Genomic DNA, 14,532 nt, shown 5'->3' on the forward strand with positions numbered 1-14,532 from the left:
TTGCTATGCCTGAATCCACGTTCGCAAAATCTCGGCTACTCGATTTGGGTCTTCTTTAGCGATAAGTTTCAGGTGCTTGATCTGCACCTCTAGCGGGCTATCGGCCGATGGCAAATTGTCGTCCAACGCTTTGATACCCGTAGCATCAATGCCTAGTGATTCCAGTTTCGACTGTAAGGCCGCTTCTGCTGCTCGTTCTTCTTTGGTAATCACATCATCGTATTCCATGCTCTCGGCTTCTTGTTCCTCCTGCTCAGCGGACTTCGTTAAATATTGAGCCAGCGGGCGCAAGACCACCATGATCATTAAACCACTCAACATCACACCCAATAGATACTTGAGTGGCTGCATAATATTGGTATTTTCAAACCAAGCTACGGGGGCTTGATCTGGAATACTGGCAACCACAAACGGGAAATGTGTGATGTGTATAGTGTCACCGCGAGTTTCGCTGAACCCTATTGCAGAGCGAACCACATTTTCGACATTAGTAAGCTCCTTCGGTGTCCAGGTTTGATTGGCGTTGGCCAAGTCATTGACGACAATAGAAACAGAAAGGTTTTGTAACACGCCCTGTTGATGTTGGATATGACGTACTTTGCCACTCACCGCATAATCTCGTGACGTTTCGCTGCGATTCACCTTAGCGTTTGGCTCCGGCTGAGGCTCGCCATCGGTCACTGGGGGCGTGTTACTCAAGGCACCCGGAATACCCAGAGCCATTGAGGACTCATTTACATCGTTAAGAAGAGTTTCCTTTCGCACAACGGGGTCGGCATAAATTTCTTCTGTCTCTTCTATGCGGGAGAAATCAATATCACTTGCGATTTGAACTCGGAAATTACTGGCACCTAGAATTGGAGTCAGCATATCTGTGGCTTGCGCAACCAAGGTTCTTTCTAGGTTACGTTTATAGTCAGATTGCTTACCTGTGGTGACCGTGATATCGCCAACGGTAGCATCGTTAGATAATAAGCGGCCGTGCTGGTCAACGACTCTCACATGTTCCGACTTAAGACCAATGACAGCACCAGATACCAAATTGATTACCGATTCAACTTGAGTCGGTTTGAGATCCATTCCATTGATGATGTGGACGATAACAGACGCTCTTGGTTGTTCTCCGTCTTCACGCATAAACAAGCTTTCTTTCGGAATAGCAAGGTGCACCCGGGCCAAGCTGACCGCACTCATAGTGGTTATACTGCGCGCCAACTCTCCTTCTAATGCATGACGGTAACGGGCATTCTCCATAAACTGGCTTTCACCAAGGCTTTTTGAACTATCGAGTGAATCAAAGCCACTTGGCAGTTGTTCTTTTAACCCTTTTGACGCCAGAATCATGCGAATTTTAGCTACATCACCTTCCGGAACCAATATCTGACCATCATCTTGACTAAGCTGGTAACGTATCGATTCTTCGTCGAGGAGCTGCAAAACTTGACTAGAATCGAAGTTGGCTGACTTGCTATACAAGGGCCGAAACCGCTCCGCCGATGTCCACAGCATTATGACAATGATCGCCGCCGTAATCGTGGCGAATATGGTGATAATAATGACGTTGCGTTGCGAGCTTTGCCAAAACGTATTAAGCCAGCCAGAGGCTTTGTTGAGCTTCTCTTTCGCCGCTCCCATATTGTTGGCTAACGCTGGTTTTGTTTCTAATTCTGCAGCCATCGCCGTTCCCTAGCCTAAATAGGCATCTTTATAATGTCTTGGAAGTTCGACACCATTTTGTTTCGCACTTGCATCAGTGCGTTAAAGGACAATTGCGCTTTTTGCGACGCTACCGTTGCGCCTAAAAGGTCATCGCTTTTACCCAATTCTACGGCGGTTATCTTGTCAGACGCGTGAGCTTGGTATTTGTCCACTGTATCCAGCACCCCTTTTAACGCATGACTGAACTGCAATGCACTCTCTGAAGTAGGGTTGACTTGGGTATTGTCATGAATAATCCCCTTTACCGCTGCCGATACCATCGTTTGATTGGAAAATGGATTGGTCGCAATTTGTTGCTGATTGTGCATTTTGCCAATTAGCTCTTGTTGTAATTGCATTGCGCTGATTTTTTCCATTACTCGCTCTCCATCGCTGCGTCACTTACGTACCAATCGAATTTCTACGCGACGATTTTTGTCACGACCTTCTTCAGTGGTGTTGTCATATTTAGGGTAGCGATCACCATGTCCACGTATCTCTATCATCTTTTTCGACACCCCGTTTTCAACGAACCACTGTGCAACATCTGACCCACGCTGCTTTGAAATTTGCAGATTCGCCACGGAATCCCCTGAATTATCGGTATAACCATCTATCAAAATCTTAACGATTTTAGGGTCACGCTTTACCAGAGAACTTATGTCATCAATGGTACGTTTTTGCAGTTCCGTTAAGGTCACAGCGCCGCTTTGAAAATGCAGTTCAACGCGGCGTGCATGTTGAAAGTTCACGGGAGGCAAACCAAAGCGGCAATGGTTAAATTCATCTAGTGCGGGCCTGAAATTCGTGGTCGGGAAATAGATATCAAAATCCATAGCATTAATGTTGAACCAGGCACCACTAGCCATGTCTTCTAGTAGTAGCGTCGCACCATCTGCCGTGACTAAAGCGGGACCTTGCTGTTGGATCTTTTCAATGGTGGTTGTGGTATAGGATTTAGAAATCCCCCAGACAGGCTCTGTGGTATTAAACGAAGTGGAAGAAGGGAGTGAACGTACGCCACGTTTCTCCACCTTGATTTGTAAAGGGTTGGCAGCCAGTAGAACAAACTGTACCGAAAAACCGGTATGAGGGTCGAAAGATTGCAAGACACACTGGTCAACAGATTGATTAAATTGCCATTGCACACTATCAAACGGAACAATATAACGTTGAGCTAGAGCCTGAGTAGGCATCATCACTTTAGCTATTATCAAGCTAACCATCATCAAACGAATTAAGTACAAGGCCCCAGACATAGACTGTAGTCGAGCCCCGAACCAATTCGGTAGTCTTGTATGACGAGGTTTAACCATATCGCTTCTCATATCAAATCAAACAGAGAAATACCGGCGACGCGCGCGAAGGTTTTTTGCGTGGCTTCTAGAGCAATCATACCTTGGTTAAGTTCCACCGAAGCTTGTGCATAATCCAACTCCTCAAGCTCTGAGCGCACCGTTTCGGCAAAAAACACCATATCAATACTAGTTTCTTTGAGTCTATCCAAGGCGTTATATTGGCTACCAATATCTGTCAAAGACACCAACAAGTTCTGATGCAAAGCTTGATTAGTATCGAGCGCACTATCTAATGCTGGCGTAAACCCAGCTGTCGGAACTTCCAACTCAGCGATTGCATTGTCCAAATCAGTAAAAATAGCGTTGGTGCCGATAATATCCGTGATGGTTAAGTTGCTTGGTACATATTGGTCATCGCCAACTTTGGTTTCACGATAATCTGAATTACTGTTTAAGGTATAAGGCGGTGTTGTCGATATAGCTTGGTTTGTTATGTCTGTGCCTGAAAACAAATAGCTTCCTTCATTCGCTTGATTTAACGTGGTGAGCATCTCTGTTTTCAGCGATTTCAGCTCTAACACTATCCCAGCACGACTTTGTGCATCTAAAGTGCCATTCTTACCTTGAAGTAGCAGCTCATTGACCTGTTGGGACAGCTCTTCTAACGTATTCACATTGGTTTCATAGCGAGTCAACTGAGACTGCACATTCTCAATATTGCGCTGGTATTGCTGATTATCAGAGACCGTCTTTTTTAGTCCTTCAAGGCGCACCGCCGCAATCGGGTCATCGGAGAGATGGTTAAGCTTCAACCCAGTCGACATCTGCTCAAACACTTTATTGAGACGAATGTTGTTATCCATTAGCGAACGCTGCATAACCGCATTAAATTGTGAGTCCGTTACTCGCATCACTGCTCTCCTAAAACGCTTTTAACAAGGTCTGAAACATTTGATTGGCCGTACTGATCACTTTCATATTGGCCTCATAGGCATTGAGATAAAGCAACATGTTCGCGGCTTCTTCGTCTGAGTTCACCGCGCTGACACTATCTCTGGCGACTTGCGCATCTTCCACGCTAATTTGTGCTGCTGTCGCTTCACTTTCAGCTTGTCGGGTAAAAATACCGATGTCTCCCAACAACCCCGAATATGCGCTATAGGGCGTTTTACCAACAACCGACCCATTGGTTAACGGCGTTTGAGAGAGCATGGAAAGATCTTTGAGAACATCACCGTTGCCGGAAAGCGTTGCACTAGAAGAGAACGCAAGCTCTTGTGCGCTAATCGCAGAGTCGATGGCAAGCGAGTGCGCCTCACTCCCCGCCGTGTAAGTAAATAAGCTTTGCCCAGCGGCTCCATTAAGATCAAAGCCCGTATTTAAGGCATTATTGACCCCGTCAGCGAGTCCTTTTGCGAGATCGGCCAATGTCGCTTTAATCGGCTCGTATTGGCTCAGTTTTAAGGCTTCTAGTGCACCAAGTTCTCCACCTAGCGAGTCATCAACCGCAGTCGTCATTGATTGGAAAGTAATGGAAAGATCGGTGCTATAAGGATCACCACTCGAAAAGTCGCGAGTGAGTGAAGCCGAAAAACCGCCAATAACCAGCGGCTGTCCATTAGGCGTGGATAACTCAATACCGCCCGCGGTATATATCACTTGCACATCTAACGATTTTGAGAGCTCGTTAAGCTGTTTGTCCATCTCATCTTGTAGCCCTGCTACTCCTTTACCGAGCAGTGCGTCTTCTTGAAGTTTTTGATTCAGAGCAGCGATACTTTCAAGCTGGCTATTTACATAAGACACGATGGCTCCGTATCGTTCACTTTGCGCCGCCTCTTGCTGACTAAGTTGGGCTGAAACTGAGTTGAATTGCTGTGCTAACGCATCTGCGTTAGTGAGCACTTGTTGTCTAAATGCGATGCTCTCTGGAGTCACACTGGCTTCATCAATCGCGGCAAAAAAGCCATTAAGACCCTGCGTTAAACTCAAACCGTCAGCACCCAACAGATTTTCAATATTAGATAGACCGTCAAAATAACTTTGTGAATATTGCGCCGATTCGGTAGCTTCGCGTAAACGATTAATGGAAGACTGCTCTGCAATCCGAATAATGTCTCCCACTTCAACACCAGCCCCCAAATTGATCCCGTTGACGAAATTTCCAGACGATGTTGCTTCTAAACTGACTACCTGACGACTATAACCCGGTGTATTCACGTTGGCGGTATTTTGCGCCGTCGTATTTAACGCCACACGATTGGCGAGTACACCACTGAGTCCAATATTGACCATTCCCATTATTTACTCTCCTTATCTAGAGGACGGTTGGGAACTTGCGATGACAATTGCTTGAATATCATCTCGGCGAGCCCAAATGAGGATTGACGGCTAATACGCTGCGCCAACTGGGCATCGAGCATTCCTTGAAACATGCCATCCGACTTCATGGACAGCGGATTATTTTCATCACTCATAGCCTCGCTTGCAGAGCGCATACGAGTGAGCATTTGTTGCAGAAATAACGCCTCAAACTGCTGCGAAGCTGCCAACAATCCCGCTCCAGAATTGTCGTGTTTCATTTGAGCTAAGGCATGATTGTCTAAATAGAAGTTCGCGACATGTTGGCTCGCCTGAGTATGAGCTGGAACCGATAATTGCCCGGAGAACGTTGCCAGCCCTGCTCGCTGCGAACTTTCAACCATCAAGGTTTCAAAACTCACTGTTTGCGCTTGTGCAGGGCTCGGCGAATGTAATGACGACGCCACTACGGATACGTCAGCTTTGGTGGAGGCAACGTTCTCTATCCCAGGCTTAATTTCACACCGCTGCTTTACTGTGAAAGGAACTTGGCTAGGTAATTGGGTTATTAAAGCCAGTGCGTTTGAATCAAGCATTAGATCACCACCAAATCACCGTTGATAGCACCTACTTCATCCAGCGCTTGTAAGATTTGCATCAACGCTTCTGGAGTAGCGCCAATATTATTAATCGCATCGACGATTTCTTGCAGGTTAGTACCACGAGGCCATACCATCGTCGTACCGTCATCTTCATCGACGCTGATTTGAGTATTTTGAACAATGGCTGTTTCACCCGTAGTATTGAACGCACCTCCCGGCTGTGACACCGACTCGGATTCTAAAATTGTCACGGTAATCCCACCTTGGCTTACCGCCGCCTCGGAAACCGTCACATTCTGGCTGATCACTACAGTGCCTGTTCGCGAGTTGAACACCACCTTAGGCAAACGACGACCTTCTTCGACTTGCAACTCTTGAATCATCGCAACAAACATCACTCTGTCTTCACTATCAATAGGTGCAGACACTTCAACTTGGCCTTTATTGAGCGCCTTCGCAACTTGCCCACCAAATGTCTGATTGATAGCTTTGGAAATGTTCAGTGCAGTTTCGTAATTAGGCTGCTTGAGTTGCAAACGAATCGTCGGATCCCGGTCAATACCGGTTGAGATTTCTCGTTCTAAGGTCGCACCATTGGGGATGCGGCCAACGGTCGGGGTATTTCGAGTCACGCTGGTGCCGTTTTCACCCGTAGCGTTAAACCCGCCAACTACCAAGCTACCTTGAGCCACCGCATAAACTTCACCATCAATACCTCGAAGTGGAGTAAGTAACAAAGTCCCACCGCGCAGGCTTTTGGCATCCCCTAACGAAGAAACCGTTACGGTCAGGGTTTGACCCGCTCCTTGATGTGGCTCGACCGCGGCAGTCACACTCACCGCGGCAACGTTTTTCAGTTTAGGGTTGGTGCTGTCGTCAAGTTGCACACCAAACTGTTTGATCATATTCACCACAGACTGCTGAGTGAACTTCACTTGCGATTTATCACCGGAGCCATCTAGCCCAACTACCAAGCCATATCCAATCAGTTGGTTTTGTCTGTCGCCGTAGACCTCCGCGACCTCAGCAATCGCTCTTGCGGCCAAAGTTGATGGTGCCCAGCTAAGTAGCCACAAAGGCAACAACAAATGGATGAGGTAACGCCATTTCAACTTCATCATTAAAACGGCATCCAAGGTGAATTAAAGAATTGAGTCAGCCAGCCAGCGGTATTGGTATCGGCAAAAGTTCCTCTGCCTGCATATGTGATACGCGCGTCTGCAATACGTTGAGAAGAAAGTGTATTATCGGCTTGAATGTCATCCACTCGCACATTCCCCGTCAGACGGATGTATTCATCGCCTTGATTGAGTTTCAGCCACTTCTCCCCTCGAACTCTAAGCACGCCGTTAGGCAGTACATCGTAAACCGTCACCGTAATAGAGCCTGATAAGCTATTACCCTGTGTAGATGCAGCGGCACCATCAAAATCTCGTGTTGCATCAATAGCGGCGCTGCCTTCAGCATAGGTCGTCGTACCAAGAGTCGGCGCAGCAATCGTCGCGCTGGAATCTTTACCATATTGAGTCGAAGCGCTCTTATCTGACTCTGTTTTCTCATCAAGCATAACAGTAAGAATATCTCCCACCCGATAAGCTCGACGGTCTTGAAACAAGGTCATGGCTGTCGTTCCAGTATACAAGCTGCCCTTGCTAACTCGTGTAACCTGATAATCTAATTCTGGCGGAGCATACGCTTCATCATTAGGAGATGGCGGGATAAATTCATCCTGCCGACCCGCGCAACCAATCATATTCACGACCAGAAGTGCGACAACTGCGATGTAATAAAGCACACCAATCGCATGAGACTTTGCAAGCCCCGCTTTATTCGCTTTTTGCTTTTCCACCTCAGCTTCCTTCATGCCTACTTCCCTCTGTCGCTATGACTGCTGAGCAATGTATTGCAGCATTTCATCGGCTGCACTGACCATTTTTGCGCTCATTTCATAGGCTCTCTGAGTGGCAATCATGTCGACCATTTCCTCCACCACCTGAACATTGGAACCTTCAAGTGCACCTTGTTTTAATTGCCCTGAGCCCTCGGTTCCTGCCACTAGCTCTGCTGCTTCTCCAGAGCCTTCCGTTTCAGCAAACAAGTTGCCGCCTTGCGCAGCGAGTCCCGCAGGGTTCATGAATTTCACTATCGTAATTTGGCCTAAAGCCTCTGGGTTTACTTGTCCCGGAATCGTTGCTGTTGCTACGCCATCAGCAGTAATGCTCACCAACGTGGCTTCTGGCGGAATGACAATTTCAGGGATGAGTGGGTAGCCTTGTGTATTGACCAACTGCCCATCTGAATTGGTTTGAAACTGACCGTTTCGGGTGTAGAGAAGCTCACCATCCGAGTTCTCTATTTGGAAAAAACCGTCACCAAGTATGGCTAAGTCAAATTGCTGGTTGGTGTTTTGAACATTACCTTGAGTAAAGACTTTTTCTGTCCCTACTACGCGAACCCCATTCCCTAACTGAATTCCTGTGGGATGTTCATTGAGTTCGGTGGTTTCTGTCCCCGCCTGCTTATCGACGCTGTAAAAAAGGTCTTCAAATACCACGCGGTCTCGCTTGAAACCGACCGTATTGATATTGGCAAGATTGTTAGAAATGGCGGTCATTTTCGCATCTTGTGCAGCCATCCCTGTTTTGGATATCCATAAAGCACTGTGCATAATTTTCTTCCTTAAGCCTTAAGTAGCTTATTCCCTATCTGAGCAATTTCATCGGCCGACGCCATGACTTCAATTTGCATTTCATATTGTCGAGTGAGTGACATGATGCTAACCAGCTCTTCGAGGCTTGATACGTTACTCGCCTCCAGATACCCGGAACGTACTTGAACCGTAAAGTCTTCAGCTAACACGCCGCCTCCTTTAGGAACAAAGTGGCCGCTGGCATGCATGGTCATTTCATCGTATTCAGGCTTGACTAACTTGAGCGCTCCTACCTCGACCGAGGCTTCTCCACCAATTGGAGTCACTGAAATTAGGCCGTTTGCACTGACGGTAATAAACTCAAAATCGGGCAGAATCATAGGGCCTTCGATTGACATAACACGGCGCTCACCAAGATAAAGCTGACCATTGCCATCTAATCGAAAATTTCCGGCACGGGTGTACAGTTCGTTCGGTTCGCCATCCAAGCCTTCTAAGGTAATAAACCCATCGCCATTAATAGAGACATCCAGAGGGCGTTCGGTGCGAATATCTTCACCTTGCGCGAAGTTATTGATCGACGAATTGGTTCTAGAAGTCACGGAAGTCAAAAAACCAGAGCCTTCCAAACGCATTGGTGAGGAGTGTTCCATCAGTGCCTTAAACCCTATGGTGTCGGCATGAGAGAGGTTGTTGGCGCGAACGTGCTGAGCCAGCATGGTTCGCTCAGCACCTTTCGCTGCACTAAACAGTATTGGATTCATAGTCCTACACCACGTTGAATAGCGCTTGTGTTAACTGATCTGAGGTTGAGATAGATTTGGTGTTGGCTTGATAGTTACGCTGTGCGGTCATTAAAGCCACTAACTCAGAAGTCAGATCCACATTCGAGCCTTCCAAAGCCCCTGACGTTAAATCACCGAACACGCCACTGCCTGCAGTACCTAAAACTGGAGTTCCGGAGCTAAAGCTTTGTAGCCATGCGGTATCACTGGTTTTGATCAGGTTTTGAGGGGCGGCAAAGTCTGCGAGTACCACTTGGCCTTGCAGTTGAGATTGTCCATTGGTGTAAGTGGCAAAAATACGTCCATCATTTTCCATTCGAACACTGGCATAATCACCGGAGGTGTAGCCGTTGGGACTATTTTTAGACACCACAAAGTCACTACCAAACTGAGTAACCGACGATAAATCTATATTGACTGTCACACCGTTTGCACCATTAGCTGGGTCAAAACTCACGCTGTAGTTTCCCCCTGATGCAATGGTTCCATCTGCGTTAAAGGTAAAATTAGCGCTATCAGTGGTAGTTGGAGAACCCGCAGGAACTAATGCGTCAGCGGCATTAATGGCTTGACCATCCACTAAAACATGGACATTCCAATCATTGGAAGCCCCTTTCACAAAGTACTGGCTTACCGTATGTGGATTGCCCAGCGAGTCATAAACTGGAGTAGTGTAAGAATGGTTGTAGGTAGAAGAGTCGCTGTAATCAAATGCCGCAGCAGGGACTTGCTCTCGCGCATCTAAATTAGCCACAAACTCGATACTGTCGGTCTCTCTTGCTTGCAGTGAAGCCGTGCTGATTTGTACTGTGCCAACCGAACCCAAGAGCAGATTATTATTGCCATCCACCGAATAACCTTGCAGCGCTGCACCGCTATTGGCGGTAATAACACCATCGGCATTCATATTGAAAATACCCGAGCGGGTATAAAGAGTTTGCCCTTTGCTGTCTTCTAAAACAAAGAACCCATTGCCACTCAAGGCCATGTCCAGTGAACGCCCAGTGCCCGTTACCGTGCCACTTTTCTCAAAGTTTTGCGACACACCAACTACTTCAACGCCACCAGCTTCACTTCCGCTGTAAACCGACGCAAACTCGGTTCTCGACTCCTTAAAGCCTGTTGTTGAAACATTAGCAATATTATTGGAAATAGTGTTGAGCTCTGAGTTAGAGGCATTTAGCCCACTCAGTGCAATACTAAAGCTCATAATGTCATCCTCTTCATTCAAAAGAGGCTATCTCCGCTAACTCTCTGGTTAGCGGAGAACGACAGCCGTCATCTTACTTACAAAAACTTAAAAAAGGTCAAAGACCAAAAATACTTGCGAAAATACAACTTAATTAGAGAAGGCCGCCACGTCGTAAAACGCCACTAAACCTACTCCTTGCACTTGCAGATGGCTTGTTCCGCCTACAAGCGGCGTTGTCACCTGCTCAACCTTGCCATGCTGATAAATCGCTGGCTGGTAATTTTGTCCACTGTCCAATGTCACTTTCATTTGGTACGCGCCATTTAGACCCATCGCTTTAGCATCAAAAGCAAAATCAACCCGCCCTGCACTATTGGGGCCTAACGTTACCGTTTTCACTTGCCCAAGATGATTCACCAACTCGACAGCCACTGTATTGGACGCGGCTTGCAATTGAATATAACCAGTGTGTGTGCCCTCACCCGATGCGGATAGTTGGTCACTTTTGACGGTGACTGTTTTGTCCACCAAGGCTGCAGTACTCAGGACTTGCAAGTTATCGAGCATCGTTGTGTTGTTTTGCATCAACTGAACTAGGTTCTCTGTGCTCTCTACTTGAGAAAACTGCGCCAACTGCGCAACGTATTCAGTCCCATCTGTCGGGTTCAACGGATCTTGGTTTTCAATCTGCGCCACCATCAAAGTGATGAATTCATTCTTTAACGCCCCAGCACTGTTTGGGTTTTCTTGGGGGGGCAATGTTGACGCAGACTCAATATTATTGACCTGCGCAGCTCCGGATATAGTCGTCATAGGTATATTCCTTAGAAACCACTGGTTCGCAAATGCAGGACACTGCTAACTGCGCCACAGTCCCATTAGTGATTGCTGCATAGACTTGACGTTACCAAGCACTTCGACACTGGCTTCGAAACTGCGAGTCGCCGAGATCATATCAGCCATCTCGTTGACGACATTGATACCTGAGTAGTAAACATAACCTTCGTCATTTGACAGAGGATTGTTTGGTTCATAGCGCCCCTCCATCATCGAGGACACTTCAACAACGTCGGCGATGCGAATTGGTACCACACCTTGATGTTGGGTTTCTTGTGCATTGAAATGGTTGTAAACCGCGGAAAATATCGGTTTGAGTGGTTTATAAACTTTTGAAGGGTCACCAGAAACAGAATCGGCGTTCGCCAAGTTACTGGAGATAGTGTTAAGCCTCACGGTCTGAGCGCTCATTGCTGAGCCCGCCGTCTCATAGATACCTAAGAATGACATGGTGTCCCTACCTAATCAATTCACTTACTGGCCCTTGATGGCCGTTTTGATACCGTTAATTTTCGACTGCAAAAATGCCAAGCTTTGGTGATAGTCCATCACATTTTTGGCGAATCTTGCCTGTTCATTTTCGAGTTCAACGGTATTGCCATCTCGCGTTCTTTGCACTGGAATCCGGTATTGTGCTGAGGTATCGATATACCAGTCTTTGCTGTTACCAATACCACTCAATACTGCATCAAACTTTAGATCCATTGCCTTGTAATTTGGGGTGTCCACATTGGCAATATTCGAGCTTAATACCGCTGCTCTGTCCAAACGAAACTGCACTATCTTGGGGTGAACCCCAAGCGCATCGTCTAAGTGAATCATGCCCTAGCCTCATCCATCATCGACCCGATTTAAAAGCAAAATAGGTCGTTATAGTTTTGTGTATTTCTCACTCAACCCAAGTTGAAATGAGAATGCTATAACCTATAGTTAGGAATAATTAGCGTGTCAAATTTGAGAACGCTCACAAATAGTAATTATTGGGACTTGACATGAAAGAATGTTCGTTAACTGAATTCGGTAACCCGAGTATTAAGATGCGTAAATTCCTGCTTAAACACGCCGGGCATTTCTCTAATGAAGTTGTTGATATTTTTAAATTTAACTTCTCTTGTCGACACGTTAAAGCCAGTTTTTCAGAGGCGCACAAACCACCTAAAAACAGCATCAAAACAGTGCTAAACATCGAAGACTTCGGTCATGTTTTTTTCTTTATCGAGCCACAAGCTGCCGATATTCTGCTATACAAGCACCTAAACACACCATCACCTACCCGAAAATCGAAGAGAAGTAGTAGTGATACAACACTCACTCAAACTCACTTAAGACTGTTTCAAAAGCTCACTATGGCGATCACTAACATTCTTACTGCTGATGCAAGCCATTACGCGGTTGAACATACAGATCATCAGCCTTCAGACATTGGTACTACCATCACTTTCAGCTTCGATGAGCAACAAATCGACATCACTTTTATGTTGGATGATAGATATGTTAAGAAGCTACGCGACGTGATGGAAAGTAACGAAACTTTCGATAGAGAGGAAATCCTAAACAATTTGCGATATCAGCCGGTTGAATTGGGGTGTGTAATGCTCCACGGACAGTGCACGCTGCACGAGTTGTCCAAACTGCAACCCGGTGATTTTATGCCCATGACCTTATGTAAAAACTTGACGGTCAAAGTAAATGGGCACCCAACTTTTTTTGGCAAACTTCAATCTATTAACTCTGAGTTAGGAGTAGAAATCGATGGCTAGCGATAAACAAACTCCGCCCATTGACAATTCGATGAGCGACCTCAACTTACACGAAGAATTGCCAGATCTCGACGATTTGGATTTGGATGACCTTGCAGACGATATTGAATTCGAAGCTGAGCAAAGTGATGTCAGCAATGTATCCCTACTGAAAAGCATTCCTGTCGACATCACGGTAGAAGTTGCTCGTAAAACGTTAATCTTAGACGAGCTGCTCAATTTGAAAGCCGGCAGCGTAGTCATGTTAGAGAAACACGAGGGTGACCCGGTAGATATAAAAATCAATGGTACTGCATTTGGTACTGGCGAAATCGTCTCAAAGAATGGTCAATATGGCGTTAGGTTGTTGAGCATTATAAAAAAACCTAGCAAGTAGCTGTTTGGGCGAGCTCAAGGACGACAATGCCAATACGAATTTTACTGATGGTGCTTACTTTTTGGTTCTCTCCTACGCAAGCAGAGGGGCTGACTATATTGAGTGAAACCAACACATCAGAAGGGACTGAATACAGCGTTAAGCTGCAAATTCTGATATTGATGACGATGCTGAGTTTTGTGCCAGCGTTTGTCATCATGTGCACCAGTTTCACAAGGATCATTATCGTATTAGCGATATTACGCCAAGCCTTAGGATTACAACAAACGCCTCCTAATCAGGTTTTGATTGGTATTGCCCTGATCTTTACTTTGCTGATTATGCGGCCTGTCTGGACCAAGATATACGACACGGCTTATGTTCCTTATTCCACCGACGATATCACTCTAATGGAGGCCTTAGCCTCGGCAGAAAAACCACTGCGCCGTTATATGCTGGACCAAACCCAACGCAAAGCGCTCGAGCAAGTGACGAAAATAGCCGGAGAGAAAACCCTCGCCACTGATGAAGAAATCCCTTTCTTAATATTACTACCCGCTTATTTGCTGAGTGAGTTAAAGGTGGCGTTTCAGATTGGTTTCATGCTGTTTCTGCCGTTTTTAGTGATCGATCTCGTTGTCGCATCTGTACTGATGTCCATGGGTATGATGATGCTTTCGCCACTCATTGTTTCCTTACCCTTTAAGCTCTTAGTATTTGTCATCGTTGACGGGTGGGGTTTGCTGATGGGTAGCCTTGCCAATAGTTTTTGGATTAGCGGATGAGTCCAGAAGAAGCCGTTACGCTTGTCAGTCAAGCCATATGGGTCATCATCCTGATGGTCTCTGTACTAATTGTACCCAGCCTTATCGTCGGCTTAGTGGTAGCCATCTTCCAAGCGGTTACCCAAGTCAACGAGCAGACGCTGAGTTTTCTTCCAAGACTTCTAGTGACCTTACTGTCCATCATTTTGGCGGGGCATTGGCTACTACAGGAAATCAGTGACCTATTTCTGTTTATCTTTGATGCGATTCCGACCAAAGTTGGGTAATCG

General features: G+C 46.3%; 18 protein-coding genes. 4 read left to right on the forward strand and 14 right to left on the reverse strand.

Annotated elements, in window-relative coordinates; translation table 11 throughout:
* Positions 1–3: 3 nt before the first annotated feature.
* From fliF to MMA19_RS23620, 14 genes are all read right to left on the reverse strand, one after another.
* Positions 4–1,677: a flagellar basal-body MS-ring/collar protein FliF gene (gene fliF / locus MMA19_RS23555; RefSeq protein WP_240207408.1), complete on the reverse strand. Its 1,674-nt coding sequence runs from the start codon at positions 1,675–1,677 to the stop codon at positions 4–6.
* Positions 1,678–1,691: 14 nt separating this feature from the next.
* The gene (locus MMA19_RS23560) at positions 1,692–2,075 is read right to left on the reverse strand and encodes a flagellar hook-basal body complex protein FliE (RefSeq protein WP_240207409.1); all 384 of its coding nucleotides are present in this window, start codon (positions 2,073–2,075) and stop codon (positions 1,692–1,694) included.
* A gap of 21 nt (positions 2,076–2,096) precedes the next feature.
* Positions 2,097–3,014 (reverse strand): OmpA family protein, encoded by a 918-nt coding sequence (locus tag MMA19_RS23565; RefSeq protein WP_236111574.1) that lies wholly within the window; start codon positions 3,012–3,014, stop codon positions 2,097–2,099.
* 8 nt (positions 3,015–3,022) lie between these two features.
* The gene (flgL, locus tag MMA19_RS23570) at positions 3,023–3,907 is read right to left on the reverse strand and encodes a flagellar hook-associated protein FlgL (RefSeq protein ID WP_006074313.1); all 885 of its coding nucleotides are present in this window, start codon (positions 3,905–3,907) and stop codon (positions 3,023–3,025) included.
* A gap of 10 nt (positions 3,908–3,917) precedes the next feature.
* Positions 3,918–5,297, reverse strand: a complete 1,380-nt coding sequence (gene flgK / locus MMA19_RS23575; protein ID WP_240207411.1) for a flagellar hook-associated protein FlgK — start codon at positions 5,295–5,297, stop codon at positions 3,918–3,920.
* Positions 5,297–5,893, reverse strand: a complete 597-nt coding sequence (locus MMA19_RS23580; RefSeq protein WP_240207412.1) for a rod-binding protein — start codon at positions 5,891–5,893, stop codon at positions 5,297–5,299. The genes flgK and MMA19_RS23580 overlap by 1 nt, the downstream gene beginning before the upstream one ends.
* On the reverse strand, positions 5,893–7,020 hold the full coding sequence (locus tag MMA19_RS23585) for a flagellar basal body P-ring protein FlgI (RefSeq protein ID WP_276574109.1): 1,128 nt from the start codon (positions 7,018–7,020) through the stop codon (positions 5,893–5,895). Before MMA19_RS23585 ends, MMA19_RS23580 begins: the two co-directional genes overlap by 1 nt.
* On the reverse strand, positions 7,020–7,763 hold the full coding sequence (flgH, locus tag MMA19_RS23590; RefSeq protein WP_240207414.1) for a flagellar basal body L-ring protein FlgH: 744 nt from the start codon (positions 7,761–7,763) through the stop codon (positions 7,020–7,022). The genes MMA19_RS23585 and flgH overlap by 1 nt, the downstream gene beginning before the upstream one ends.
* An 18-nt stretch (positions 7,764–7,781) precedes the next feature.
* On the reverse strand, positions 7,782–8,567 hold the full coding sequence (gene flgG / locus MMA19_RS23595) for a flagellar basal-body rod protein FlgG (protein ID WP_240207416.1): 786 nt from the start codon (positions 8,565–8,567) through the stop codon (positions 7,782–7,784).
* Positions 8,568–8,578: 11 nt separating this feature from the next.
* The gene (locus MMA19_RS23600) at positions 8,579–9,313 is read right to left on the reverse strand and encodes a flagellar hook-basal body complex protein (RefSeq protein WP_006074307.1); all 735 of its coding nucleotides are present in this window, start codon (positions 9,311–9,313) and stop codon (positions 8,579–8,581) included.
* 4 nt (positions 9,314–9,317) lie between these two features.
* Positions 9,318–10,544: a flagellar hook protein FlgE gene (gene flgE / locus MMA19_RS23605; protein ID WP_006074306.1), complete on the reverse strand. Its 1,227-nt coding sequence runs from the start codon at positions 10,542–10,544 to the stop codon at positions 9,318–9,320.
* Positions 10,545–10,673: 129 nt separating this feature from the next.
* Entirely contained in the window at positions 10,674–11,339 is a 666-nt protein-coding gene (locus tag MMA19_RS23610; protein ID WP_240207417.1) for a flagellar hook capping FlgD N-terminal domain-containing protein, read from the reverse strand.
* Positions 11,340–11,384: 45 nt separating this feature from the next.
* Entirely contained in the window at positions 11,385–11,813 is a 429-nt protein-coding gene (flgC, locus tag MMA19_RS23615; RefSeq protein WP_006074304.1) for a flagellar basal body rod protein FlgC, read from the reverse strand.
* A gap of 24 nt (positions 11,814–11,837) precedes the next feature.
* Positions 11,838–12,185 (reverse strand): flagellar basal body protein, encoded by a 348-nt coding sequence (locus tag MMA19_RS23620; protein ID WP_006074303.1) that lies wholly within the window; start codon positions 12,183–12,185, stop codon positions 11,838–11,840.
* Between the two features lie 170 nt (positions 12,186–12,355).
* On the opposite strand from MMA19_RS23620, the gene MMA19_RS23625 reads away from it, so the two are divergent.
* The 4 genes from MMA19_RS23625 to fliQ are packed head-to-tail and all read left to right on the forward strand — an operon-like array spanning position 12,356 to position 14,529.
* Positions 12,356–13,123 (forward strand): FliM/FliN family flagellar motor switch protein, encoded by a 768-nt coding sequence (locus MMA19_RS23625; protein ID WP_006074302.1) that lies wholly within the window; start codon positions 12,356–12,358, stop codon positions 13,121–13,123.
* Positions 13,116–13,499, forward strand: coding sequence for a FliM/FliN family flagellar motor switch protein (locus tag MMA19_RS23630; RefSeq protein ID WP_006074301.1), 384 nt, complete (start codon positions 13,116–13,118; stop codon positions 13,497–13,499). Before MMA19_RS23625 ends, MMA19_RS23630 begins: the two co-directional genes overlap by 8 nt.
* A 26-nt stretch (positions 13,500–13,525) precedes the next feature.
* Positions 13,526–14,263 carry a flagellar type III secretion system pore protein FliP gene (gene fliP / locus MMA19_RS23635; protein ID WP_240207419.1) on the forward strand — a complete coding sequence of 246 codons (738 nt, stop codon included), beginning with the start codon at positions 13,526–13,528 and terminating at the stop codon, positions 14,261–14,263.
* Positions 14,260–14,529 carry a flagellar biosynthesis protein FliQ gene (gene fliQ, locus MMA19_RS23640; protein ID WP_006074299.1) on the forward strand — a complete coding sequence of 90 codons (270 nt, stop codon included), beginning with the start codon at positions 14,260–14,262 and terminating at the stop codon, positions 14,527–14,529. Before fliP ends, fliQ begins: the two co-directional genes overlap by 4 nt.
* The last annotated feature ends 3 nt before the right edge of the window (positions 14,530–14,532 follow it).

Source organism: Vibrio sp. CyArs1, assembly GCF_022432925.1.
Classification (GTDB): domain Bacteria; phylum Pseudomonadota; class Gammaproteobacteria; order Enterobacterales; family Vibrionaceae; genus Vibrio; species Vibrio mediterranei.

Excerpts from the sequence above, each read along its gene's own strand:
- fliF (WP_240207408.1), bottom strand. The coding sequence starts at position 1,677 with ATGGCTGCAGAATTAGAAACAAAACCAGCGTTAGCCAACAATATGGGA.
- MMA19_RS23560 (WP_240207409.1), bottom strand. The coding sequence starts at position 2,075 with ATGGAAAAAATCAGCGCAATGCAATTACAACAAGAGCTAATTGGCAAA.
- MMA19_RS23565 (WP_236111574.1), bottom strand. The coding sequence starts at position 3,014 with ATGGTTAAACCTCGTCATACAAGACTACCGAATTGGTTCGGGGCTCGA.
- flgL (WP_006074313.1), bottom strand. The coding sequence starts at position 3,907 with ATGCGAGTAACGGACTCACAATTTAATGCGGTTATGCAGCGTTCGCTA.
- flgK (WP_240207411.1), bottom strand. The coding sequence starts at position 5,297 with ATGGGAATGGTCAATATTGGACTCAGTGGTGTACTCGCCAATCGTGTG.
- MMA19_RS23580 (WP_240207412.1), bottom strand. The coding sequence starts at position 5,893 with ATGCTTGATTCAAACGCACTGGCTTTAATAACCCAATTACCTAGCCAA.
- MMA19_RS23585 (WP_276574109.1), bottom strand. The coding sequence starts at position 7,020 with ATGATGAAGTTGAAATGGCGTTACCTCATCCATTTGTTGTTGCCTTTG.
- flgH (WP_240207414.1), bottom strand. The coding sequence starts at position 7,763 with ATGAAGGAAGCTGAGGTGGAAAAGCAAAAAGCGAATAAAGCGGGGCTT.
- flgG (WP_240207416.1), bottom strand. The coding sequence starts at position 8,567 with ATGCACAGTGCTTTATGGATATCCAAAACAGGGATGGCTGCACAAGAT.
- MMA19_RS23600 (WP_006074307.1), bottom strand. The coding sequence starts at position 9,313 with ATGAATCCAATACTGTTTAGTGCAGCGAAAGGTGCTGAGCGAACCATG.
- flgE (WP_006074306.1), bottom strand. The coding sequence starts at position 10,544 with ATGAGCTTTAGTATTGCACTGAGTGGGCTAAATGCCTCTAACTCAGAG.
- MMA19_RS23610 (WP_240207417.1), bottom strand. The coding sequence starts at position 11,339 with ATGACGACTATATCCGGAGCTGCGCAGGTCAATAATATTGAGTCTGCG.
- flgC (WP_006074304.1), bottom strand. The coding sequence starts at position 11,813 with ATGTCATTCTTAGGTATCTATGAGACGGCGGGCTCAGCAATGAGCGCT.
- MMA19_RS23620 (WP_006074303.1), bottom strand. The coding sequence starts at position 12,185 with ATGATTCACTTAGACGATGCGCTTGGGGTTCACCCCAAGATAGTGCAG.
- MMA19_RS23625 (WP_006074302.1), top strand. The coding sequence starts at position 12,356 with ATGAAAGAATGTTCGTTAACTGAATTCGGTAACCCGAGTATTAAGATG.
- MMA19_RS23630 (WP_006074301.1), top strand. The coding sequence starts at position 13,116 with ATGGCTAGCGATAAACAAACTCCGCCCATTGACAATTCGATGAGCGAC.
- fliP (WP_240207419.1), top strand. The coding sequence starts at position 13,526 with ATGCCAATACGAATTTTACTGATGGTGCTTACTTTTTGGTTCTCTCCT.
- fliQ (WP_006074299.1), top strand. The coding sequence starts at position 14,260 with ATGAGTCCAGAAGAAGCCGTTACGCTTGTCAGTCAAGCCATATGGGTC.